This is a genomic window from Ralstonia sp. GX3-BWBA (genome assembly GCF_003290055.1).
Lineage (GTDB): Bacteria > Pseudomonadota > Gammaproteobacteria > Burkholderiales > Burkholderiaceae > Ralstonia > Ralstonia holmesii.
In genome coordinates, this window is the sequence record NZ_QMKS01000012.1 from 26089 (window position 1) to 49059 (window position 22971).

19 protein-coding genes are annotated in these 22971 nt (G+C 61.2%); 14 read left to right on the forward strand and 5 right to left on the reverse strand.

Annotation, left to right across the window (positions count from 1 at the left end; genetic code table 11):
- Positions 1-54 precede the first annotated feature (54 nt).
- Positions 55-1008, reverse strand: a complete 954-nt coding sequence (locus tag DOD19_RS14400) for a LysR family transcriptional regulator (protein WP_235193190.1) — start codon at positions 1006-1008, stop codon at positions 55-57.
- Positions 1005-1961, reverse strand: coding sequence for a LysR family transcriptional regulator (locus tag DOD19_RS14405; protein WP_024976908.1), 957 nt, complete (start codon positions 1959-1961; stop codon positions 1005-1007). The genes DOD19_RS14400 and DOD19_RS14405 overlap by 4 nt, the downstream gene beginning before the upstream one ends.
- 305 nt (positions 1962-2266) lie before the next feature.
- On the opposite strand from DOD19_RS14405, the gene DOD19_RS14410 reads away from it, so the two are divergent.
- The 11 genes from DOD19_RS14410 to DOD19_RS14460 all read left to right on the forward strand — a co-directional run bounded on the left by DOD19_RS14410 (position 2267) and on the right by DOD19_RS14460 (position 12366).
- Entirely contained in the window at positions 2267-3199 is a 933-nt protein-coding gene (locus DOD19_RS14410) for a transporter (RefSeq protein WP_024976909.1), read from the forward strand.
- 21 nt (positions 3200-3220) lie between these two features.
- Entirely contained in the window at positions 3221-4381 is a 1161-nt protein-coding gene (locus DOD19_RS14415; protein WP_112186220.1) for a prolyl oligopeptidase family serine peptidase, read from the forward strand.
- 28 nt (positions 4382-4409) lie between these two features.
- Positions 4410-5366, forward strand: a complete 957-nt coding sequence (locus DOD19_RS14420) for a VOC family protein (protein WP_112186221.1) — start codon at positions 4410-4412, stop codon at positions 5364-5366.
- 17 nt (positions 5367-5383) lie between these two features.
- On the forward strand, positions 5384-5752 hold the full coding sequence (locus DOD19_RS14425; protein ID WP_024976912.1) for a Rieske (2Fe-2S) protein: 369 nt from the start codon (positions 5384-5386) through the stop codon (positions 5750-5752).
- A complete protein-coding gene (locus DOD19_RS14430; RefSeq protein ID WP_024976913.1) occupies positions 5749-6879 on the forward strand; it encodes an FAD-dependent oxidoreductase in 1131 nt (376 codons plus the stop codon). The genes DOD19_RS14425 and DOD19_RS14430 overlap by 4 nt, the downstream gene beginning before the upstream one ends.
- Positions 6880-6895: 16 nt before the next feature.
- Complete coding sequence (locus tag DOD19_RS14435) at positions 6896-8068, forward strand: MFS transporter (RefSeq protein WP_024976914.1); 1173 nt, start codon at positions 6896-6898, stop codon at positions 8066-8068.
- The gene (locus DOD19_RS14440; RefSeq protein ID WP_112186222.1) at positions 8065-8874 is read left to right on the forward strand and encodes a cyclase family protein; all 810 of its coding nucleotides are present in this window, start codon (positions 8065-8067) and stop codon (positions 8872-8874) included. Before DOD19_RS14435 ends, DOD19_RS14440 begins: the two co-directional genes overlap by 4 nt.
- On the forward strand, positions 8871-9467 hold the full coding sequence (locus DOD19_RS14445) for a cupin domain-containing protein (RefSeq protein ID WP_112186223.1): 597 nt from the start codon (positions 8871-8873) through the stop codon (positions 9465-9467). The genes DOD19_RS14440 and DOD19_RS14445 overlap by 4 nt, the downstream gene beginning before the upstream one ends.
- Positions 9464-10471: a fumarylacetoacetate hydrolase family protein gene (locus DOD19_RS14450; protein ID WP_112186224.1), complete on the forward strand. Its 1008-nt coding sequence runs from the start codon at positions 9464-9466 to the stop codon at positions 10469-10471. Before DOD19_RS14445 ends, DOD19_RS14450 begins: the two co-directional genes overlap by 4 nt.
- Positions 10468-11418 (forward strand): NAD-dependent epimerase/dehydratase family protein, encoded by a 951-nt coding sequence (locus DOD19_RS14455; RefSeq protein WP_112186225.1) that lies wholly within the window; start codon positions 10468-10470, stop codon positions 11416-11418. Before DOD19_RS14450 ends, DOD19_RS14455 begins: the two co-directional genes overlap by 4 nt.
- 162 nt (positions 11419-11580) lie before the next feature.
- Positions 11581-12366 (forward strand): SDR family oxidoreductase, encoded by a 786-nt coding sequence (locus DOD19_RS14460; RefSeq protein WP_024976919.1) that lies wholly within the window; start codon positions 11581-11583, stop codon positions 12364-12366.
- A gap of 947 nt (positions 12367-13313) precedes the next feature.
- Here DOD19_RS14460 and DOD19_RS14470 read toward each other — a convergent pair.
- On the reverse strand, positions 13314-13565 hold the full coding sequence (locus DOD19_RS14470; protein ID WP_137884808.1) for a hypothetical protein: 252 nt from the start codon (positions 13563-13565) through the stop codon (positions 13314-13316).
- A 58-nt stretch (positions 13566-13623) separates the two neighbouring features.
- Between DOD19_RS14470 and DOD19_RS14475 the strand changes: the two genes are divergently transcribed.
- From DOD19_RS14475 to DOD19_RS14485, 3 genes are all read left to right on the forward strand, one after another.
- Positions 13624-15090, forward strand: coding sequence for a hypothetical protein (locus DOD19_RS14475; RefSeq protein ID WP_162634372.1), 1467 nt, complete (start codon positions 13624-13626; stop codon positions 15088-15090).
- Positions 15029-16240, forward strand: coding sequence for a hypothetical protein (locus tag DOD19_RS27525; RefSeq protein WP_162634373.1), 1212 nt, complete (start codon positions 15029-15031; stop codon positions 16238-16240). Before DOD19_RS14475 ends, DOD19_RS27525 begins: the two co-directional genes overlap by 62 nt.
- A gap of 487 nt (positions 16241-16727) precedes the next feature.
- The gene (locus DOD19_RS14485; RefSeq protein WP_112186228.1) at positions 16728-17531 is read left to right on the forward strand and encodes a TnsD family Tn7-like transposition protein; all 804 of its coding nucleotides are present in this window, start codon (positions 16728-16730) and stop codon (positions 17529-17531) included.
- Between the two features lie 1902 nt (positions 17532-19433).
- On the opposite strand, the gene glmS is transcribed toward DOD19_RS14485, so the two are convergent.
- Together glmS and glmU are read right to left on the reverse strand one after the other, a co-directional pair.
- A complete protein-coding gene (gene glmS / locus DOD19_RS14495; protein ID WP_024976929.1) occupies positions 19434-21272 on the reverse strand; it encodes a glutamine--fructose-6-phosphate transaminase (isomerizing) in 1839 nt (612 codons plus the stop codon).
- A gap of 116 nt (positions 21273-21388) precedes the next feature.
- Complete coding sequence (gene glmU, locus DOD19_RS14500) at positions 21389-22756, reverse strand: bifunctional UDP-N-acetylglucosamine diphosphorylase/glucosamine-1-phosphate N-acetyltransferase GlmU (protein WP_024976930.1); 1368 nt, start codon at positions 22754-22756, stop codon at positions 21389-21391.
- Between the last annotated feature and the right edge of the window lie 215 nt (positions 22757-22971).

Sequence of the window (22971 nt, forward strand, 5' to 3'; positions counted from 1 at the left end):
TGCCTGGCAGCGAAAGCAGCTATGCACCAGATCGATAGCTGCGGAAAATGCCGCTCAGGTGATGTGAGACTCCGCCACGCGATGGATCAGGCGGCGCACTTCCAGCGTGGCCCGCGTGTGGGGTCGGAGCGGGGATTCCGCCAAGACCACGAAGCGCTCAAGCAGAGGCTGGACGATCTGCGACGACGCCAGCCGCGCATCCAGCATGCCGGGCTGCACCGATGCGATAGCGTAGCCGCCGCCGGCTGCGGCAATCTCGTATTGCAGGCGGACGGAATCGGCCTCTACCGCCACTTGCAGTGGCAAGGAGTGGTCTGCGGCCAGACGATCCAGCCGTGCACGCAACAGATGAGGGCGACTGGGTACGACAAGAGGAACACCGGCCAGCGCGGTCAGCGCGACATCGCTCTTGCTGACCAGGGCGTCCCCACGTCGACCAACCAGATGCAGAGGTACGCGCGCAAGCACGTGTGCGTCACCAATGCTCGCCTCGTCTTCCCGCAGAACAATGCCCATGTCGAGCCGGCCGTCCCGCAATTGCTCCTCAAGCTGCGCGCTGGCACCTTCCACCAGGTGTAGCCGCACGCCGGGCAGTTGCTCGCGCACGGCGGCGAACAGCGGCGCTGCAAATTGCCCGACCGCTGAAGGCAGCAAGCCGACCAGCACCTCCCCAACGGGTTGACCACGCGCATTGCGAATGTCATCGGCAAGAGCGTCGGCCTCATCCACAAGACGGGCGACACGCGGCAGTGTCTGTTCACCAAACTCTGTGAGCACGACACCGCGACCGGTTCTGCGAAACAGGCGCTGCCCACACTGCTGCTCAAGCTGGGCAATGTTGCGGCTGACCATGGACTGCGGCATGTCGAGCATCGCGGCGGCTTTGCTCAGGCTCCCTGATGCGGCAACGCGCACAAACAGCAGCCAGCGTGGGTCGATGATCGGTAGCGTGCTGAGCATGTCCGGCATGGCCACCTTGCCGGGCTTTGGCGAAGGTGTGGGCTTCATTTCTGCGGTGTGGATTGTGATGCCGACAGCGATGCACCAGGCGCGGCAGCGTCCATGGCCGCTGCCGCTTCCTTGATGAGCGCACGCAGCCAGCGCAGGCCAAGATCGGCGCTGCGGTGCTTGTGCCACTGCATGGATTGCTCCATGAGAGGAATGGGCACCGGCACCGGGCGAATCGTGATGGGTAGGCTGCGGACGGCCTGGGCGGCGAGCCGCTTGTGCATGGTGGCAATCCGGTCGGTGCCGATCAACAGGTGCGCCGGTGCCACAAAGCTGAATGTGGTGGTCTCTATCCGCCGGACGATGCCCAGCTTGTGCATGAACCATTGCTCCAGCGCGGAGTGTTCGTCCCCTGGCTGCACGACGATGTGGCCGGCGCCCATGTAGCGCTCGGCGGTCAGTTCACCCCTGGCCAGCGGGCTTTGGTCCCACAGCACGCAACAAAAGGTTTCCTCAAACACGACCTCGGCTGGATGCTCGGCCGGGCAGTAGTCCTTGGGGATGATAAGCAGGTCGACTTCACCGCGCTCCAGTGCACGCTCGGGGTAGGCGACCTGCGGGCGCAGTTCAAAGCGGACGCCCGGTGCCTGGTGGTATGCGAGCCGCAGCAGATGCGGCATCAGGGTCATCGTCGTGTAGTCCGAGACCAGGAGGCGGAAGATCCGATCCGATTGGCGTGGCAGGAAAGCCGGTTGTGCGGCGACGGTGGCATCGATCCGAACAAGGATGTCGCGCACGGGGTCTTTCAGGCCTTCTGCCCGTGCCGTCAGTTCCATCTTGCGGCCGACTTGGACCAGCAGCTCGTCGTCAAAGTACTCGCGCAACCGCGCCAGCGCATTGCTCATCGCGGCCTGGCTCAGATAGACCTTCTCTGCGGCGCGGCTGATGTTCTGTTCGGTCAGGAGCGCGTCGAGAGCGACGAGCAGATTTAGGTTGAGCTTGTTAAAGCGCATGGGCGCCGTCTCCGTTGAAGGTCTTCTCCCGAAGCGACTGGGGGAGCCCCCGCAGCGTGGTCTTGTGGTCTCGCGCTAGGGTTTCCCCTGAAAGTATTCAGGGCGCCAATACAGCGGATGGAAACAATCAATTTGAGCCATTCGCGAGCGCATCTTAATCTAAACCCGTCCTGGCACACACGCGAATTGCGGTGCACAACCCAGGATGATGTGCGCCCCAAATAGACGCTGGCAGCGGCTTGGTTACGCGCATTCAACGACAAGACAGACACCCGAAACGAGGTGTCGAAAAGTGAGGAGACAACATGAACAAACGACTAGCCGCGGCGTGCACTGCCGCAGGCTGCATGACGCTGGCCGCGCTGGCGTCGAACACCGCGAATGCATTTGAAGGGGGCGTTTCGCCGTACCCGGCCGGTGCTGCGGGCACCAGCATCGCAGCCATGCCGCCGATCCCTGGGTTGTTCGTGCTGGAGCAGTTCAGTTACAGCCACTCCAACGGGTTATACGACAACAGCGGCAACAAACTGCCGATTCCGTTCAGTATCTCGGCACCGTCGATGACGACGCGCTTGCTGGCGGCGTATCCGGTCACCGTGCTGGGTGCGGGCCTGTATTCCCAACTGGTTGTGCCGGTGGTCTCGCTGCATACGGACATTGTCGGGCAGAGCCAACGCCATAACGGCTTGTCGAATATCACGGTATCGCCTGCCATCTTGAAGTGGTCGGTCACGCGCAACCTCGCCATCGTCACGGGCTTTGATATCGCGCTCGCCAACGGTGCATACAACCAGGACCGCCCAAGCGTGGCGGTGGGCTACACATCATGGCAGCCGGTCTTCTCGTTTCGTTACAACGTGCCAAACGGCATTGATGTCGGCATGACCAACCGCTTTCTCATCAACCGGGAAAACGGCGATACCGGATACCGCTCGGGTTCGGCCTATGTGGCGGATTTCACGGCGGGGTGGAACTTCGGCAAATGGAAAGTCGGCGTAGTGGGCGGCTATCTGAACCAGTTCACCGACGACAAGGTCAATGGCGCGACCGTCGCCAACAACCGTGCCCGCAGCTTGGCACTAGGGCCATCCATTGCGTACGACGCAGGCGCCTTCAATATCAACATCAACTATCAGCAAGGAGTGTATGCAGCCAACACGTCCAAGAGCAGCGCAGTGTGGCTGAACATCGCCATCCCGCTGTGGGCGAAGCCGCCTGGCCCGGGCAACGGCATCTGAAAACGCATCAAAGGAATCGGGATGTTCCGCTATTTCCCTACGAACTACGTCTGGAATCTGTCCGTCGATCTTGCCATCGAAATGGGGGCGCGCATCGGCGAAATTGAGGCGATGTGCGCACCATTGCAGGAGGCAGCCACGCAGCCTGATGCCGCCGGTACGCGCGCGTTTCGCGAAACGTGGTCGCGCATGGCCGACAAGCTGTGCGAGCTGGCCGCGGAGGACGAAGCGCGAGGGCGCACGCTGTCCGCCGGCGACAAGTACAACCGTGCCGCCACGTACTACCTCACCGGCGAGCGCTTGCAAGCGCACGGCGCGGAAGGCCGTCTTGAGCTGTACAAGCGCTTTCTGGCGGTGTTTGCCAAGGGCATTGCCGCGACGGGCGAAAACTGCGAACGCGTGGAGATCCCGTATGGCGATGCGCATCTCTCAGCGCTCTATGTTCGTGCGGAGGGCGTGACCGGGCGGGCCCCGATTCTCGTGCAGATCAACGGGCTGGACTCGACCAAGGAGATGAAGTACCGCGTCGGGCTGCCGCAGTGGCTGGCGCGGCGCGGGGTGTCGTCGCTCGTGGTTGATCAGCCTGGTACGGGCGAGGCCTTGCGCCTTCACGACATGCATGCGGTCTACAACACCGAAGTGTGGGCCAGCAAGATCGTCGACTGGCTGGAAACGCGCGATGACATCGACCCGAACCGCATCGGCCTGGAAGGCGTTTCACTCGGCGGCTACTACTGTCCGCGCGCGGTGGCTTTCGAGCCGCGCTTTGCGTGCGGCGTGGTGTGGGGCGCCAACCATGACTGGCGCGACGTGCAGAAAAAGCGCCTGGCGCGCGAGGGAAGCTTTCCCGTGCCGCACTACTGGGAACACGTGCGCTGGGTGTGGGGCGCGCCCGACATGGACACCTTCATGCGCATTGCCGAACACGTGCATCTGGATGGCGTACTTGACCGCATTCGTGTGCCGTTCCTCGTCACCCATGGCGAGAAGGACTCGCAAATTCCCGTGCACTGGGCCCACCGCACGTATGAGCAACTCGTCAACAGCCCCAAGCGCGAGCTGAAGATTTTTACCGACCGCGAAGGCGGCGTGCAGCACAGCAGTTTCGATAACTCGGCCAACGCTGGTGCCTACATCGCCGACTGGGTCGCAGAAACACTGGGCGGCCGGACGGCCCCCTGATCATCAACCCATGACCGATAGGACTTCCATGAACATCATCGGACCCGATGCACTGCTGTTTGGCGTCGACGACGTTGCCGCGTGCGCGCAATATCTGACCGACTACGGCCTGAAGCCGGTTGGCGTGACAGCCGCCGGCGGCAGCTTCGAGGCGCTGGACGGCACGTCCATCCGCATTGCGCACAAGGACGATGCGACCTTGCCGCCCTCGCTCGGCACCGCGAGCTTCCTGCGCCAGACCATCTACGGCGTGGCCGACCAGCAGACGCTGGAGGCGATTGCCGCAGAGCTGCAGAAAGACCGCCCCGTCGAACGCCATGCGGATGGCTCCATCCACACTGTGGACGATGCGGGCTTTGCGCTGGCGTTTCAGGTGACGGTTCGCCGCCCGCTGGAATTACCGGCGGAGCGTGTCAACGCACCGGGCGCACCTGCGCAGCGGCCGGCGAACGTTGTAGGCGTGGACGACGATGCCGTGGTGCAGGCCCGCACGCTCTCGCACGTTGTCTACTTCGTGCCGGATGCCGCGAAGGCGGAGGCGTTCTACGTCAAGCGCCTGGGCTTTGTCTGCACCGATCGCTTTGTCGGCGTGGGGCCTTTCCTGCGCCCCGCCGGCACGCTCGACCACCACACGCTATTCATGATCGAGACGCCGCCGTTCATGAAGGGCTGTGAGCATTTCACGTTTCATCTGGGCGGCCCGACCGAGGTGATGCAGGCCGGGGCGCGACTGGTCGAGAAGGGCTATCAATCGTTCTGGGGCCCGGGGCGCCATCGCTTCGGCTCGAACTGGTTCTGGTACTTCAACAGCCCGCTCGGCTGCCATGTGGAATACGACGCCGACATGGACTTGCACGATACCGACTGGATCGCACGCGAAGCCCCCATGGGGGCGGACACCTCGCAACTGTTCCTGTTCCAGCATCGCGAGAACTGGGCACCGGGCGGTCCGCCGGCAACCGATGCGGCGCACGCCGCATCCTGAGGGATCGGAACTCAGCCATGTCGACATCCAACCGCGTACCGCTATGCCAGTTGCATGAGTTGATCGATGGCCATTCGCGTGGCTTTGACCCGCGCGGTATCGGCCGGGACACTGTCTTCGTGGTGCGGCGAGGCGAGGCACTTCATGCCTACCGCGATGCCTGCCCGCATCAGGGTGGAACGCCAATGGCATGGCGCAAAGATGCCTACCTCAATGGCGACGGCACCCGCATCGTCTGCCATGCGCATGGCGCGCAATTCGATATCGGCTCCGGCGTTTGCGTTCTTGGCCCCTGCCTGGGACAAGCGCTGGAGCCCATCAAGATCGAGGTTGCCGGAAACGGCACCGTGTTCTTGATGCCAGACAACAAGGAGACACCACAATGACATCCCCAGTGCAGAAGATCCTCGTGATCGGGGGCGGCTTTTCCGGCATGGCCGCAGCCATCCAATGCGCCAAGCTCGGCATGCAGGTCGACATGGTCGAGATTGATGCGAAATGGCGGGCCTATGGCGCCGGCATCAGCATCGGCGGCCCAACGCTGCGCGCCTTGAAAACTATTGGCGTACTCGATGCGTTCCGAGAGCGCGGCTATTGTGGCGATGGCGTCAATCTTTTCACAGCGAGCGGCCAGGCGCTGGGGCAGTTACCCACGCCGCGTGTGGCCGGGCCGGATGTGCCGGGCGGCGGCGCGATCATGCGTCCGGCGCTGGCTGACATCCTGGCCAAGGCGACAGTCGCTGCGGGCGTGAAGGTGCGCCTGGGCTGCACATTCACGGCAATTGAGCAACGCGCCGACGGGGTGGACGTTGCCTTTACCGATGGCACGCAAGGTCGCTACGACCTCGTGATCGGCGCCGATGGGTTGTACTCGAAGGTGCGCGAGGCAGCGTTTCCCAATGCACCCACGCCGCAGTACACCGGCCAGGGTGTCTGGCGTGCCGTGGTTCCTCGCCCCGCAGACATCACGTGCGCAACGATGTGGCTCGGGCAGAAGGTCAAGACAGGCGTCAACCCCGTATCGCAAGACGAGATGTACCTGTTCGTGACCGAAGACCGCGAGGCGAACGAGTACATCGACCCGCAACGTTGGCCGCAGATGCTGTCGGATCTGCTCGCACCGTTCAGCGCGCCGTTGATGCAAACCATCCGCGCGCAGATCTCGGCACAGTCGCTCATCAACTATCGCCCGCTGGAAAGCCTATTGATGCCGCGCCCGTGGTTCAGCGGCCGCATCGTGCTGATCGGGGATACGGTCCATGCCACCACACCGCACATGGCGGCCGGTGCCGGTATCGGCCTGGAAGACGCCATCGTGCTAGCCGAGGAACTGGAACGCGCTGCCACGCTCGATGCCGCACTGCAAGCCTTCCAGGATCGCCGCTGGGACCGTTGCCGCATGGTGGTGGAAAACTCGGGCCGCCTGGGCGAGATCGAGATTGCCGGCGGTGACAAGGCCGAGCACGCCCGCATCATGCGCGACACGCTCATGAGCCTGGCAAAGACCATCTGACGCGGCGGAGACCACCATGGAATCAAATCTTGAGACCAGCGGCGCAGCGCGATTGGGCGGCCGGGGCACGTTCGCGCTACTGGCTGCACATTGCGCCGGCATGGTCGACATGGTCGCCTTGCCGGTATGGGTTGGCACCCTGATCGGAAGCTATCACCTCGACCCGCAAGAGGCGGGTGGCTTGGTAACGTTGTTTTTGGCGGCGGCCGTGGCAAGCAGCGTCGTCTTCGCGCCGCGCCTGAATCGTCTGCCAGCCCGCGCTTCCGTATCCGCCGGTTTTGGGGTGGCCATGCTGGCGTTTCTCAGCATGGCCGCCGTGGGCGACAGTTATGCGGCCATGGCGGGTTTGCATGCGGTTGCGGGTTTCGCCGTGGGATGCAGCCTGAGCTTTACGCACGGCACGATCGGGCGCAGTCGCAATCCGCATCGGTTGTTTGCTGCGGCGGGCTTGGCGCTGGGCTGCTTTGCCATCGCTTTTCTGGGTGTGACACCGGGCTTGGTAGCGTTGCACGGTGGACCGATCCTGTTCCGCGTCTTCGCGGGTGTGATGGCGGTTGCGGCCGCGGTGTGCGCGATGGCGTTTCCGGTCCTTAAGGCGCCGCACCTTGAGATGTCCACAGCCGAACCAAGCTTTTCGCCAACCGTATGGAGCGGCATGCTGGGCGTGGCCTGCATGGCAGTGACTCAGGCCATGGTGTTCAGTTTTGTCGAACGCATTGGCGTGGATCGAGGTTTCGGCCTGGCCGCCGTCACCTCCGTATTGATCGCAACGGGGTTGGTGAACCTGCTGCCAGCGCCACTGGCGGGGTTCCTGGAGTTGCATGTGCCGGCCCGGCGGGTTGTGCTGGGTGGGCCGCTCGCGCAGGCAACACTTGCGCTCGTCATCACGCAGAGTTCAACGCTGGCCCCGTATGCGGCGGCTGGCGCGGTGTTCGTTGCCGTCATGATCTTCACGCACACCTTCGCGTTTGGTGTGCTGGCCCGGTTGGACGTCACCGGACGCGCCGTTGCCGCCACGCCCGCCATGCTGATGACTGGCGCCGCCGTCGGGCCGATCCTTGGCGGCACGCTGGTCAAGTTTCTTGGCTACGGCAGCCTTGGCATCGCCGCTGTCTTGATGGCCGTTGCCGCCATGCTGTGTTTCTCACGTCTTGAACGCCGCGCTGTGCCAGCAGGAGCTTCCGCATGAAGCCAACTCGACGCTTTATCGATCTCTCCATCTATCTGGAGAACGACGTGCTCTCCGACCCGCCGCCGCTGGCACCGAAGATCACCTACCAGAAGCATGCCGATACCTTGCCCGAGTTCATGGCCATGCTGCCCGGCACGAAGCCCGAGGACTACCCCGATGGCGAAGCCGCTGCGGCCGAGTGGGTCACGCTCACCACGCACAGCGGCACGCATCTCGATGCGCCCTGGCACTTCCATTCGACCATGGACGCCACCCTTGGCGAGGCCAAACCGTCGATCACCATCGACGAAGTTCCGCTGGAATGGTGCTTCCAGCCCGGCGTGAAACTCGACTTCCGGCACTTTCCCGACGGCTACGTGGTGACAGCCGCCGATGTGGAGGCAGAGCTTGCACGCATCGGCCACTCGCTGCAGCCGCTCGACATCGTCGTGGTCAACACGCGGGCGGGCGCGCGCTATGGGCACAACGACTACGTCAACGCAGGCTGCGGCATGGGCTACGAGGCGACGATGTACCTGCTCGAACGCGGCGTGCGCCTGACCGGAACCGATGCGTGGAGCTGGGATGCACCGTTCTCCTACACCGCCAAGAAGATCGCCGAGACGGGCGATACCTCACTGATCTGGGAAGGGCACAAGGCCGGTCGCGACATTGGCTACTGCCACCTGGAGAAGCTGCACAACCTCGAGGCCCTGCCTCCGCATGGATTTGTCATCAGTTGCTTTCCGCACAAGATTCGCGGGGCATCCGCGGGGTGGACGCGCGCGGTCGCCATCTTCAACGCTGAACAGGACATTGCATGAGCTTTCCAACAATTCAACGTATCGTGACGGGCCACGACGCCGACGGGCGCGCGGTGATCGTCTCGCAAGGGCCATTGCCGACCGTGGTGGAAATTGCTGCCATTCCCGGCACGGTGTTCCACGAAGTGTGGAGCACGTCGGGCAACCCGGTGCCGATCGACAACGGTGCGGATCCCACCGTGGGCGCGCTGATGTTGCCGCCGCCAAAGCAAGGCACGCGCTTTCGATTTGTCGATATTCCGCCCGATACCTCGGAGTTCCTGGCGCGTGGCGCGACCCGGATGCACGAAGCGTTCACCCAGGTGGGCGATGCACATGCATCTACCGTGCGCGCCGATTCGCCGCATCCGCTGATGCATCGCACGGAATCGATCGACTACGGCGTGGTGATCGATGGCGAGATGACGCTGGTGCTCGATGATTCCGAGGTGGCGCTTGCGCCGGGAAGCGTGGTCATTCAACGTGGCACCAATCACGCCTGGGCCAACCGCTCCAGCCGGCCGTGCAGGATGCTCTTCGTGCTGATCGACGGCGTGTACGACCCGGCCATCGCCGAGGCATTGCAGGCCCGGACGCAACCGGAGGCGCGATGAAGTTCGCCACATTGCCCGGCAGCGGAACTGATGGTCGCCTTGTGTTGGTGTCGCGCGATCTTCGGCGCGCTATCGATGCCGCCCCAATTGCCGCCACGTTGATCGATGCACTGGAGCGTTGGGAGGATGTCGCCCCCAAGCTGCAGGCGCGCTACGACGATCTCAATGCGGGGCGTATTGCCGATGCACGTGCATTCGATGCTGCTGCGTGTCTGGCACCGCTGCCGCGTAGTCCGCAATGGTGCGATGGATCGGCGTTTCTCAACCACGGTCGACTGATGGAGCGCGCATTCAATACGCCGCCGATTCCAGATTTCGCCACCATCCCCGTGATGTACCAGGGTGCGAGCGACGACTTTCTCAGCCCGACGCAGGATGTGCCGTTGCCCAGTGAGGCCGACGGTATCGATTTCGAAGGCGAGTTTGGTGTGGTTGTCGGTCGCGTACCGATGGGCGTCTCTGCCACGCAGGCCTTGGAGCACATCCGCCTGCTCGTGCAGATCAACGATTGGAGCCTGCGCGCATTTGGGCCACGCGAGATGAAGACCGGCTTTGGGTTTCTACAGGCCAAACCGTCGACCAGCTTTGCGCCGGTCGCCATCACGCCCGACGAGTTGGGCGGAAATTGGCGCGAAGGCCGCGTGCAACTGCGTCTGCATATCGAGTGGAATGGTCACTGGTTTGGTCATCCATGTGGCAGCGAAATGAATTTCAGCTTTGGCGACCTCATTGCACATGCCGCGCGTACACGCCAACTGTCCGCTGGAACCATCATCGGCTCCGGCACGGTATCGAATGTGAGCCGCACAGCTGGATCGGCATGTATTGCAGAGCGGCGTGTGATCGAGATCATCGATGAAGGCGAAGCCAAGACTGGCTTCATGCGCTTCGGCGATCGGGTCAGGATGATGGCGCGCGACGCAGAAGGTGAGATGCCGTTCGGCATCATTGAGCAGCGTGTTGTTCAAGCGGGTGCAGCTAGTGCAAAAGAGGAGCAACGATGAGAGCCTTGGTGACGGGTGCCAATGGTTTCGTGGGATCAGCGTTGGTTCGCCGGTTATTGCGCGATGGGGTCGCTACCACAGGCGATGTCGCAGAGTTAATGCTTGTGGACCAGCATATCGACGCCATCCCCGCAGATGCGCGCGTTACTGTCATCAACGGAGACTTTGGCGCGCCGCACACACTTGATGCTGTGCTGTCAAAGCCCGTGGATCTCGTCTTTCACTTGGCGAGTGTGCCGGGCGCACAGGCCGAAGCCAATCGGGATCTGGGCGACCGTATTAATTTGCATGGCACCCTGGCGTTGTTCGAATGCCTCGCGAAACAGCCGAGCGTTCATGGGACCGTGCCGCGAGTCGTCTTTGCCAGCAGTGTCGCGGTTTATGGAGTCCCTCTGCCGTCGCATATGGACGAGCATTCGGCGGTACACCCCACCATCAGTTACGGCGTGCACAAGTTGGTTGGCGAGCAATTGTTGGCCGATTGGACGCGTCGCGGCTCAGTCGATGGCCGCTCGTTACGCTTGCCGGGCATCGTGGCGCGGCCCGGATTGTCCCTAGGACATGGTTCCGCCTTCATGAGTGCGATCTTTCGCGCCGCTCAACACGGGCAACCCTATGTATGTCCTGTCTCGCCATCGGCAACAGCATGGTGGATGTCGCGTGTCTGCTGCGTCGACAACTTGGTACATGCTGCGCGGTTGTCTTCGGACGGTCTACACGCGGAGCGCGTCTGGACGCCCCCCGTGCTGCGATTGGAGGTTGGTGCGCTCGTCGACGCGCTAGCGCATAGGTTCGGCCCGATGCAAATCAGCTATGCCCCCGAGGATGGGATCGAGCGGTTGTTTGGCCGCCAGCCACCGCTGATCGATCGTCGCGCTGTCGCGGCTGGCTTTCAACACGACGGCACTGTCGAGGCGTTGATCGAACGGGCGCTGATGGAGGGCTGAAACGGTTCAGCCAGCCCACATGGCTGCCTTCGGCGACATATTTTTAATAGAACGCTGAGTATCGACGCATCATCCATGCGGGTCAGAAGCGTTCCAGATCGTTGACGAGACTCGCTATGAAAGGAGCACACGTGAGCGCTCGACCTACTTGACACATGATGTATGAAAACCGAAGCGCGCAGTCTGTTTGATCTTTCCGGCCACGTGGCACTGATTACAGGCGCCACGAGCGGTCTGGGCTTCGCCACTGCGACGGCACTCGCTACTCAGGGCGCCACCGTTATTGTTTCAGGTCTGGATGAGGCAGCCTGTTCTGAGACGGCGACTCGCCTGTGTCAGAGCGGCCTGAATGCGTTCGGTATTGCTTGCGATGTATCCGACCAGCGCCAGGTTGAGCAATTGGTTGGTGAGGTTCTGCAGCGCCATGGCCGCATCGATACGCTCGTCTGCAACGCAGGAATCCAGGGGCCGGCAGGCCCATTCAGTAACGTTACAGACGACACGTGGCTGCGGGTAATGGAAGTGAATCTCCATAGCGCCGCTCGGTTGACCTCGCTTGTCATTCCGGACATGGCACAGCGCGGTTCTGGAAGCGTGATCTTGATGTCGAGCATCGCAGGACTCCGCGGCAATCGAAGGATAGGCCTCTATGGAATTTCCAAGGCTGGCCTCGCGCAGCTGGCGCGTAACCTGGCAGTTGAGTGGGGTCCACACGGCGTGCGAGTGAATGCCATCTCGCCAGGCCTCATCCGCACGCCGTTTGCTGCGGAATTGATTGCCGACAGCACCTTCATGAGCCGGCGACTGTCATTGACCCCGTTGCGGCGCGTGGGAGAACCGCACGAAATCGCAGGTGTGGCCGTCATGCTTGCTAGCCCAGCGGGTGGTTTTATGACGGGTCAAAACATCGTCGTGGACGGAGGGACGACTATTAGCGATGGAAGTTGACACACGTCGATGATTCGTAGCCGGCGCTCGTTGAGGTCATTCTGGCGTACACATCACGAAACGCGAGATGTATCGCTCCACTACTGAAGCGCACGTGCCACATAACATGCTCGCGAGCGGAGGAAAAACCAGGGTGCTAAGCGGGGGTGAAAAGCACTGCGCGAAGCTGGCGCGCCCGCAAACATTAAGTGGTGTTTAAAGCCTTGCAGTACAGAGGTTTCTGGAGGGGCTTACCCCCCAGAAACCAAACTATTTCAGCGAGATTGAAACGCTTTCATTTCCTCGCCACACATCTGTGATCAGTTGCAATTATGTTCGCCCTACGAAACGCAGAGGAATCAATGTGTTGCGCGGGACACCATAAGCAAGCAAGTTTGTCCTCGAACACTAGTTTCGATCCGGTCCGTGGGCGGCGGCGACAAATATGTTTGCCCCGTCTCGGACTGGATGACTTCGATAGCTAGGAACGGACACTCTACACTGCGACCGTACCGATCTCGGGTGGGTATCAGGCTGAGCTAAGCGGGTAAGAACATTCGGGACACCGCCGCAAACGGCAACCGGAGCAACGCGAATCCCTTCACCCAAGTGGAGGCTATCCTAGTCGAGGAACATAATCATCGACGAGGCTTCGCTGGCGAGCGAGACCTGAGCGCTTTCCGCAGACGTATTTCCATGCCCTTTCGTGTCACAACCAGGGTATCGCCAATACGCCATCCCATGGCAGCCATCACCGCATCAGGGATTTCAAGGATGCGGTCCCCACTCCCGTCCCCGGGATCCAGGAGCCTCGTAATGCGCTTGCTCGCTCCACGCGATGCTCTGTGTCTTTCCGGCATACGAAATCCCTGAATCACGAGACCTACTGCCGAACGCTGCTTGGCGGCAAGGCATAAGCAGCCAACGATTCAATTTACGCCAAAACAGGGTTCGCGAGGGAGTATTCCTCACTTATCGTTCGCCAACTGGCACATCCGGTGATGGAAGGCGATCTTGTCGCCGGTCGGTGGAGAAATATCCCCTTCTCGCCAATCCGGCATGAATACCCAACCATGTCGTGCGCAGGCAGCAAACATGAGCTCGGCGATTTCACGGGGGTCATGCAACTCAAAGATCGGTCCACCTTTGATGCTGCCGATCAGCATGTCAAGTTTGTAGTCGTACGTCACCCTTCCCAGGGGGATATTGGGTTCGTCCATACAAGTCAGCATCATTGATGCTTCTTGCAGCCCCTAGAATAGGCGGAGGAACGGTAAATTGACCAAATCCATCGTTAGGCCGATGAGCTATCGTCAGACTATCAAGCCCGTGCGCAACAGGATGCGCAAGTTCGACTACCACTCGGTCCTGACGGCGGCCTCGAACTACTTGATCGAGACGGACGCGCACGGCGCCGATCGTGAGCGTGCGGCAAGGTTGCCCTGGGTGGCAGAGCGGATCGCGGTGTGGGCTCTGCGCGATGAGCCGTCCATGTACCGGCACGCCAAGATGTCGCAGAACGACCTGCGGGCGTGCATCAACCAAGCGTGGAACGGGATCGACGCGTCTGATGTGTGGCGTAAAAGCGGCCACCCGCTGCCACTGTTCATGCGGCAATGTCTGCTCGCACAGGTGCCCCATCAGCAGAATCGCGGAATGGGTGCGTTTGCCCGCCAGATCGATTTGCTTAGCCGGCTCAAATCGAACAGCCGCCTGCGTCAAGTGATTGAGAACCATGTCGGGATGCGTGCCGAGGTCTATCTGCAGGTAGCAATGTTTCTGTGGCTGAAGGCCTCGGTGGGGATCGGGGATGTCTTCGAGCCGGCCTATTTGGAGACCCTCACGCGTGCCTTCGGCCCTGGGGCGATGCAAAGCTTCTGGCGCACAGTGATTACACCGCGCCATGTCGCAGGCCTTGCATTGAAGGACTTTGACGACGACGAGTGGTTCCAGCCCAATGTGCTCTACCGCTTCCCCTTCGTCGAATTGCACGGGCGGCTGTATTTCTGGGGCGCGCCGTGTCTGCACCGGCATATCGAATTCGCTTTCAGCGACATCGTCGCGAACGCCAAGGATAAAACCGCCAAGCAGGCTTTCGAGGACGCGTTCGAAGCGTACACCGGGGAATCGTTGAGGCGTAGCGGCTTTCCCGTGCTCGACGAAGACGATGTCCGCCGGCGATTCCAGGTAGGCGGGCCATGCAGCGATTTTATGGTCATCGAGGATGATGCAACCATCGTGTTCGAGGTCAAGAACAAGTCGCTGTCGCTAGATCTCCCCGCGTCGGCCTCGGTGAACAAGTACAAGACAAAGTTCAAGGAGACGCTGCTCAAGGCGAATACCCAACTGGCCAACGTTGCCTCTCACGTCCGGAAGGTGCCAGAGTTCGTCAACAAACCGATCCATCGGGTCATCGTGACGTATGGTGATCTGATGCTGGGTCGGTCAGACTACCTGTTTCCCGACGAGGATCAAGCGCGCGATCCCGTCTTGATTCTGAGCATCGACGAACTGGAGCAGATCGTCGAAGCGGTTCTCCCAGGGACAACGCTAGCTGACGTTGATCAACTCTTTCGATACTGCGTTTGGCAGCACCTCATCGAAATCGACATGACGAGACCCATCGGGCCGCGTTGCTCCATCACTGTGCTTTACGTGAGCACCATTTACGACTCCAACAGCAATGAAGCAGACTTTGCTCAGCTTAGCTCCCAATCAGGTGCTGGTCTCGACGCCCGGCATTGAGCCTCCTACGTTCGCGCATCCTCAACGGGTTCTCTGGGTCGTTACGGCGGCCGACGCTCTCGTCATGATCGGCATAGAGCCGATACCTAGGCAGCCTCGCACGTATCGATACAGTGCGATCCTCGAAGCGATCAACTCTGGACAGCTGGAGATCACCGAGATTCGGCCGCGCCCATTTACGCTGAAAAGCCTGGACGCGATTCCATCCAGGTACGTCGAAATGCGGGATCGCGCCTGGGACGTAATCGCCCCCCTAGTCGATGAGAGAAGTATTCCGGATATCTTTGAAGAGGAAGCGCGTGGCCGGCTCATTGCGCTGCGTGCCAAACAACTTGGCATTGCCGCGAAAGCAGTGCGTCGACCGCTGTATCGCTACTTGGCGCACGGCTCGACTAAGGCAGCACTCATCCCTTTCTATGACCTCTGTGGCCCACAAGGGACGCGAAGCGAACGTAAGCAGAAAGAAGGAACGGCAAAACGCGGCAGGCGCCCAGATCGATTGCTGTCTACCGACGACGCAATTCTGATTGGCGTTTCCGTGGCCGACGTCCGCGAGCGGATCATCGCGGGCATCACTTGTTTCTACAAAAGCGGCACTTCCCGCATGAAAGCATGGCGGGACACCAAGACGAAGTACTTCAATGCCGGCTACGTCCAGCAAGGCAGCATCACTGTTCCGATTGAGCCAGCGCCTCATCAAGCGCCATCGTATCGGCAGTTTAATTGCGTTATTGACGAGTTGGATTTGGACTTGGCAATCACTAAGCGCAACGTTGATACGTCGACATGGAATCTTCGCATGCGCGGCGTAATGGGAACATCGCGTCAGCACATCTTCGGGCCGTGCGCAAGATTCGAGATCGACGCGACGCTTACGCGCGCGTACCAGGCAGAGCTCTCGGGTCAATGCTGGATTCTCAGCAACCTTGCGCGTGCAATAGCTGACGAACTGTCGCGCCAAGTCCTCGCAACCTTCGTACCGCTCCAGCCACTCCTCATCGGTGAGCCCAATGATGTACTGACCGTTGACCAAGCGCGCCACGACTTTTGGCTGCACACCGGGCACAGAGGCCAGGGGCTTCTCGCGCGGGAAATCTGCAGGAATCGTTCTGTTCAACATCAAAACCTCCGCAAGGCCTGGTCAAACTAAGGCGCAATCAGGAAGCTGCGCTGGGCACTCATGTGTCTGCAAATAGCTAGTAGTAGTGGCCAAGTATTGGGAGCCGGCCTGACATCGGCTGGATCTGCCAGCGACACAAAGCTCCACCGAGACCTAGCGAAGCCCCCCCGATCTGCGGCATTGGTCAGTGCTCGTTAAGGCACTCAAGAAACAGGCCAAGTATGCAATTCCAACTGTGCCGCTCCGATTCTTTTCGGACCGGGCAAGCAAACTGTATGACCTGGCCAGTTGAGCTGGAGCGATCCAATGATTGCGTGACTAGAAAGCATCTGTTAGCCGAATCCGCTTCCCTGGCCTAGTCAGCCGATACATCACACATGGTCGCTCCTGGGAACGGTTCGCCCCGTCGATTGAGGCCTTTCTTTACGAGATTGAACTAGCGCGGACACCGCCTGCCAAGCAGCGCCGAATCACCATCCTCGACGACCCATCGGTTGTATCCCAAGTGGTCCAACTGATGACGCGCGAGCAGAAATCTGCCCGGCTTACGGCTCGTGAGCTAGGGGTCGACGTCCAAACGATCCTAACGATCGCTCGCCGCCACGGCATTGAAGTGGCTCGACGCAGCAAGTGCATCTTTTTTGGTCAACGCGAAAAGGTCAGGCATCTGCTGAGTACAGGTTGCGCTTTTGCCGATATCACTCGGGAGATTGGGATCTCCATATCGACCATTAGCCGCGTGCTTGCCGAAGACCCTTCCCTTCAACGCACGCGTAGCGAGGTTCGGCTATCTTGGCGACGCAACAAAGCTAGACAATGTCTGCTTGGCGTGCTGAAGCAACGTCCTATGCCGTATCCAACAGAGCTGCGCAAGCGGATGCCAGCCAGCTACATGTGGCTTTACCGCAATGACCGTGCGTGGCTCTATGCGCAGTTGAAGGGGCTGTCCCGATGGCCAAGGGTAGAGAACCGTCGAGCGGATTGGGCAGCACGAGATGTCGATTTGGCGAAAGCCATTCGATCCGCCGCGCATGCGATTCGTGCATCCAAACAGGCGCCCGTCCGGATCACGTTGAGCGAACTAGGACGGCGAACGGGCCGACCATCCTGGCTGGAAAAGCATCGTGCCAAATTGCCGATCTGCACCATCGTGCTACAAGGAGCACTCGAAACAGTTCCAGAATTTCAGGCTCGGCGCTTGGAATGGTGGGATCGATACTTAACCGAAAAGGAGGGCCTTACGCCTGCCCCGTCACGGTTGCGCCGCCTTGCCGGCATTTCTAATCGTTGCTCTCGTTCCAGCGTTGCCGCGGCCGCCTAACGAACACCCTCTCTGGGCAGGGCCCTTCCCACTTTAGATCGATCTGCCAATCCCGCAGTATCGTCATCACGCTCGACGAGGTGGCATTTCGCGGAATTCCCCTCTTCTCGCAATAGTCCACCAAGACCGATGCTCTATGCCACTCAACCCCGGATGGGATAATGATCTGGGAACGTGTCCAAGTGCGGGCGGACGGTTGCACTAGCATCCAGAGAATCTTGCGAATGTAGGAATGCCAAACCGACTCGCATGCGGCCTCTAAGGCGAGATCTAGCTGGGGAAACTTCGGCAGCGCCACGTCGTGACGCGCCCATCCGATTCGCTTCAGCAGACGACTCCGATTGCCGTGTTGAGGCCTCTCTGATCCATTGTAGAAACTGGATACGGATTGCCGAAGCCTCTCGGTCCACAATGCATCGTCCGGATGCGCATCCAAGGGAGCCCGCGCAATAGGTTTAGGCCTACGCCCAGTGTCTCGTTCGATGTGCGGTTGCAGTCTGAGAAGAGCCCCAGGATCTTGTCGAACGAGTCGCTTCATTAGCCCGTAATGCTCACGCCACAGAGCATCAAGGTCACAGTTCGGAATCTTTTTCGATGCATCAATCACGTCCTGCATCAAATCGCTTTGTTCAAGGGATGGCGCTTCGGGAGTCTCTCTACACCGTCTTTCGGGAGTCGTTCTACGCCGGCTATACCGGGTAACTGGTGAAGCTGGAGCAAGCGCAACTTGGCGGTACCGGCTCAAAAAATTCTCGGCGTCCTCGAAGAGGAAATAGGACAGCAGCAAATGTCTGCCAAGGTGAACTTTCCAGGTCGTGTACTCGACTAGCATATGGAACCAGCCCGACAACCGATCGGAGCGATAAGCCGGATCAACGCGCTTGATAAAGTCACCCCCAAATTGAGCGACCAGTTGTTGAATTAGCTCTCCGCGATCAATCAGGCTTCCCCGCATCAAATTCAATTCTCTGATACGTGCCCGGTAAAAACCGACCAATCCGGCGCGAGTGGCTCCCTGAACCCCCGAAGCCAACAACTGGGCGGAGAAGCGAGCAAAACCAACACTCTTCTCGTCGACCAGTGGCATAGACGCGTCCAACGTTGCGTTGGTTAATTTTGTTCGGCACGCTTGGCACCCGTGCCAAGGGGTCATGACCAGATCCCCCCTTCTCTCAAAGGGGCAGCGGCATACGGGGCATCGATCCAGAAGTGGAAGGCCATGACGGAAGCAGGCCGTAACCCCTGGAATCTGATGTGCACTCAGGATCGCCGGCGTCCCATACGCTAGCTCATCCTCCACTAAGCACCGAAGACAAAGGCGGGTCCCCTCAGATGCGCCGTTCATCCTTTTGGGGAGAGTCTGAAGCACCTGATCGATGTGATCCAGATCATCTCGCGCGGAAAACTGCGCGCCGGTGAACATCTCAAGTAGCGGGAAAAGAGTTGTTTCCCGGAGAAGACGCTGAATCGCTTCAGGCTTCCTGCCGGCGAACCTCTCGGAGAGAGCGCCGATATATGGCGGCACCCATTGCGTAAGCGGAAAAGGCTTCCGCCGAAACAATTCCGCAAACGTCTCCGGCGTAGTGCGGTTGCCACTTATAACGTGATAGCGGCCGACCTGGGAAATCAAGCCTTCCCCTGGAATGGCCGGAGCACACAAGGTCAGCGGCTCGCGGCTGGCTTGCGCCAGCGCCTCATGCGTACCGCTAAGTTTTTGTCTCTCCCCAAGGCGACTATGCGTCGCCACCCCTAGTTCACTGGCTCGTGCCAAACGTCGACAACCTCACGGCAAGCCCCTGGGGCACCCACCCCAGGGCAAACATATTTGTCAAAACCCAAACATATTTGTACAAGGACAAACATATTTGTAATTAATCAATCTGTTTCTGCGCCTGCCAGAACTTATTCGACAGTCACCGATTTCGCCAGGTTACGCGGCTTGTCGACGTCCGTGCCGCGCGCCAGTGCCGTGTGATACGCGAGCAATTGCAGCGGCACCACGTGCAGGATCGGCGAGAGCTGGCCGTAATGCTCCGGCATGCGGATCACCTGGATGCCGTCGCTCGACTGGATCTGCGTATCGGCGTCGGCAAACACGTACAGCTTGCCGCCGCGCGCGCGCACTTCCTGGATGTTCGACTTGAGCTTTTCAAGCAGCGCGTCGTTCGGGGCGACGGTAACGACCGGCATCTGCTCGGTCACCAGCGCCAGCGGTCCGTGCTTGAGTTCGCCGGCGGGGTAAGCCTCGGCGTGGATGTACGAGATTTCCTTGAGCTTGAGCGCGCCTTCCAGGGCGATCGGGTAATGCAGACCGCGACCGAGGAACAGGGCGTTTTCACGGCGAGCGAACTCTTCCGACCACGCGATGATCTGCGGCTCCAGCGCCAGCACGGCATTCAGCGCCGACGGCAGATGGCGCAGATGACGCAGCGCGTCTTCTTCCTGCTCCGCATTCAGATGGCCGCGCAGCTTGGCAAACGTCAGTGCCAGCATGTACAGCGCTGCCAGCTGCGTGGTGAATGCCTTGGTGGACGCCACGCCGATCTCGGTGCCCGCGCGCGTGAGGAACTTGAGCTGCGTCTCGCGCACCATGGCGCTGGTCGCGACGTTGCAGATCGCCAGCGTGTGCGTGTGGCCGAGTTCGCGTGCGTGGCGCAGCGCGGCCAGCGTGTCGGCGGTTTCGCCCGATTGTGAAATCACGACGACCAGCGCGTTCGGGTTGGGCACCGTCTCGCGGTAGCGGTATTCGCTGGCGACTTCCACCTGCGTCGGGATCTTGGCGATCGATTCGAGCCAGTACTTGGCCGTGCAGCCCGAGTAGTAGCTCGTGCCGCAAGCCAGAATCAGCACGCTATCGACCTTGGGCAGCACCTGGGCCGCCTCGGGGCCAAACAGATCGGGGCCAAACCCTTGCACGCCTTCAAGCGTATCGCCCAGGGCGCGCGGCTGCTCGAAGATTTCCTTCTGCATGAAGTGGCGGAAGGGGCCGAGTTCCACGGCGGCAGCGTAGGTGCCGACTTCCTTCACTTCGCGCTCGACGATCTTGTCGTTTGCATCGGCCACGGTGAAGCCGTCGCGGGTGAGTTCCACCACGTCGCCTTCTTCCAGGTAGGCCATGCGGCTGGCGGTGCCGGCCACGGCCAGCGCGTCCGACGCCAGGAACGATTCGTTCTCGCCGATTGCCACCACCAGCGGCGAGCCGGCGCGCGCGCCCACCACCACGTCGGGGTTGTCACGGGCAAACACGGCAATCGCATAGGCGCCATGCAAGCGCTTGACCGACGCACGCACCGAGGCGAACAGGTCGCCACGCGTGGCGCTGCTCGGGTACGTGTAAGCCTGGTGGATCAGGTGCGCAACGACTTCGGTATCCGTCTGCGATTCAAAGCCGTAGCCGACGGCCTTGAGTTCTTCGCGCAGCGACTCGTAGTTTTCGATGATGCCGTTGTGCACCAGAGCGATGGTGTCGCCCGAAAAGTGCGGGTGGGCGTTGACCGTGTCCGGCCGGCCATGCGTGGCCCAGCGCGTGTGCGCGATGCCGATGGCGCCGTCCAGGTGGCTCGTCTGTGCCTGGGCATCCAGATCAGCCACGCGCGACACGGTGCGCGCGCGCTCTAGCTGGCCATCACGCTGAACGGCAACGCCGCAGGAGTCGTAGCCGCGGTATTCCAGGCGGCGCAGGCCTTCGATCAGGACGGGAACGATATTGCGCGTGGAAACCGCGCCAACGATACCGCACATGTTGATTTCTCCAGTTGGGGTGTGGCAGCACGTTGAATGTGCGCCGCACTCGGTAATTCAGTATCGATGCTCGCGCGCCGAAGCGGCATCCGCTGTTCGGCGCAGGAGAAACCCTGTCAGCCTTCCTTCTTCTGCTTGACCGGGCGCTGCCAGCTGTCGATGGTGACCTGGCGCGCCCGCGAGACCGTCAGCTTGCCCTCGGGCGCGTCCTTGGTCAGCGTGGTGCCAGCACCCAGCGTCGCGCCCTTGCCCACGCGCACCGGCGCCACGAGCTGCGTATCGGAACCGATGAAGGCGTCGTCTTCGATGATGGTGCGGAATTTGTTTGCGCCATCGTAATTGCACGTGATGGTGCCAGCGCCGATGTTGACGCGCGAGCCCACCGTGGCGTCGCCCACGTAGGCGAGGTGGTTGGCCTTGCTGTGCGCCGCGACCTGGCTGTTCTTTACCTCGACAAAGTTGCCGATGTGCACGTCTTCGGCCAGCTCGGTGCCCGGGCGCAGGCGCGCGTACGGGCCGATGCGCGAGTCGGCGCCAACCTTGGCGCGCTCGATGTGGCAGAACGGCAGGATCTCGGCGCCGGCCTCGATGGCCGCATCGCGGATCACCGCATTGGCGCCGATGCGCACGCCATCCGCCAGCGTGACGTTGCCCTCGAAGATGCAGTTGACGTCGATCACCACGTCGCGGCCGCACGTGAGCTTGCCGCGCACGTCGATGCGGGCCGGGTCAATCAGCGTCACGCCGTCTTCCAGCAGTTGCTGCGCGAGATTGCGCTGGTGAATGCGCTCCAGCTCCGCCAGTTGCACCTTGCTGTTCACGCCCAGCGTTTCCCACTCGGCCAGCGGATGCGCGGAGGTAATGGGCACGCCTTCGCTGGCGGCACGCTCGATCACGTCGGTCAGGTAATACTCGCCCTGCGCGTTGTCATTCGACAGCGTCGCCAGCCAGTTCTTGAGCTTGGCGGTCGGGCACACCAGGATGCCGGTGTTCACCTCATGGATGGCGAGCTGCGTTTCGTTGGCGTCTTTCTGCTCGACGATGCGCGTGATGCGGCCGGCGGCGTCGCGCACGATGCGGCCGTAGCCGGTCGGGTCGCCCAGGTGCACGGTCAGCACGCCCAGATGGTCGTTGCCGGCGGCGCCGACCAGCGCACTCAGCGTTTCGGCGCGGGTGAGCGGCACGTCACCGTAGAGCACCAGGGTGGGCACGCTTTCGTCGAGCTGCTCCACGGCCTGCATGACGGCGTGGCCCGTGCCCAGTTGCTTGTCTTGCGTGGCGAAGGCGATGTCGGACGCGCCGACCATCTCGCGCACCCGATCGCCGCCGTGGCCGACCACCACCACCAGCCGGGTCGGCGACATGGTGCGGGCGGTTTCAATGACGTGCGCCAGCAGCGGTTTGCCGGCCAGGGGGTGCAGCACTTTCGGCAGGGCGGAGCGCATGCGTTTGCCCATGCCTGCAGCCAAGATGACGATATTCACAAGGAGGTTCCTAGAGTGACTCGAAGCGATAGCCTGCGACGGGTTGCCGGCGCCTGGAATGGCTGCCTGAAACCCACCGCCTGCCACCTCCCCTCAGGATGGCCGGACCGCCTGCAAACCCTTCTGCGGGGCGCTTTTGCGGCGTATAAGACACAGATGCAAAAATTCTAGCATGGGGCCCACCCTCCCCCTGAACCGGTCAAACGGTGGAATTG

Coding starts and splice junctions, on each gene's coding strand:
- DOD19_RS14460 (WP_024976919.1), top strand. CDS start 11,581: ATGAAAACCGAAGCGCGCAGTCTGTTTGATCTTTCCGGCCACGTGGCA.
- DOD19_RS14485 (WP_112186228.1), top strand. CDS start 16,728: ATGACGCGCGAGCAGAAATCTGCCCGGCTTACGGCTCGTGAGCTAGGG.
- DOD19_RS27525 (WP_162634373.1), top strand. CDS start 15,029: ATGAAGCAGACTTTGCTCAGCTTAGCTCCCAATCAGGTGCTGGTCTCG.
- DOD19_RS14430 (WP_024976913.1), top strand. CDS start 5,749: ATGACATCCCCAGTGCAGAAGATCCTCGTGATCGGGGGCGGCTTTTCC.
- DOD19_RS14400 (WP_235193190.1), bottom strand. CDS start 1,008: ATGAAGCCCACACCTTCGCCAAAGCCCGGCAAGGTGGCCATGCCGGAC.
- DOD19_RS14435 (WP_024976914.1), top strand. CDS start 6,896: ATGGAATCAAATCTTGAGACCAGCGGCGCAGCGCGATTGGGCGGCCGG.
- glmS (WP_024976929.1), bottom strand. CDS start 21,272: ATGTGCGGTATCGTTGGCGCGGTTTCCACGCGCAATATCGTTCCCGTC.
- DOD19_RS14415 (WP_112186220.1), top strand. CDS start 3,221: ATGTTCCGCTATTTCCCTACGAACTACGTCTGGAATCTGTCCGTCGAT.
- DOD19_RS14455 (WP_112186225.1), top strand. CDS start 10,468: ATGAGAGCCTTGGTGACGGGTGCCAATGGTTTCGTGGGATCAGCGTTG.
- DOD19_RS14440 (WP_112186222.1), top strand. CDS start 8,065: ATGAAGCCAACTCGACGCTTTATCGATCTCTCCATCTATCTGGAGAAC.
- DOD19_RS14470 (WP_137884808.1), bottom strand. CDS start 13,565: ATGGACGAACCCAATATCCCCCTGGGAAGGGTGACGTACGACTACAAA.
- DOD19_RS14445 (WP_112186223.1), top strand. CDS start 8,871: ATGAGCTTTCCAACAATTCAACGTATCGTGACGGGCCACGACGCCGAC.
- DOD19_RS14405 (WP_024976908.1), bottom strand. CDS start 1,961: ATGCGCTTTAACAAGCTCAACCTAAATCTGCTCGTCGCTCTCGACGCG.
- DOD19_RS14425 (WP_024976912.1), top strand. CDS start 5,384: ATGTCGACATCCAACCGCGTACCGCTATGCCAGTTGCATGAGTTGATC.
- DOD19_RS14410 (WP_024976909.1), top strand. CDS start 2,267: ATGAACAAACGACTAGCCGCGGCGTGCACTGCCGCAGGCTGCATGACG.
- DOD19_RS14450 (WP_112186224.1), top strand. CDS start 9,464: ATGAAGTTCGCCACATTGCCCGGCAGCGGAACTGATGGTCGCCTTGTG.
- DOD19_RS14420 (WP_112186221.1), top strand. CDS start 4,410: ATGAACATCATCGGACCCGATGCACTGCTGTTTGGCGTCGACGACGTT.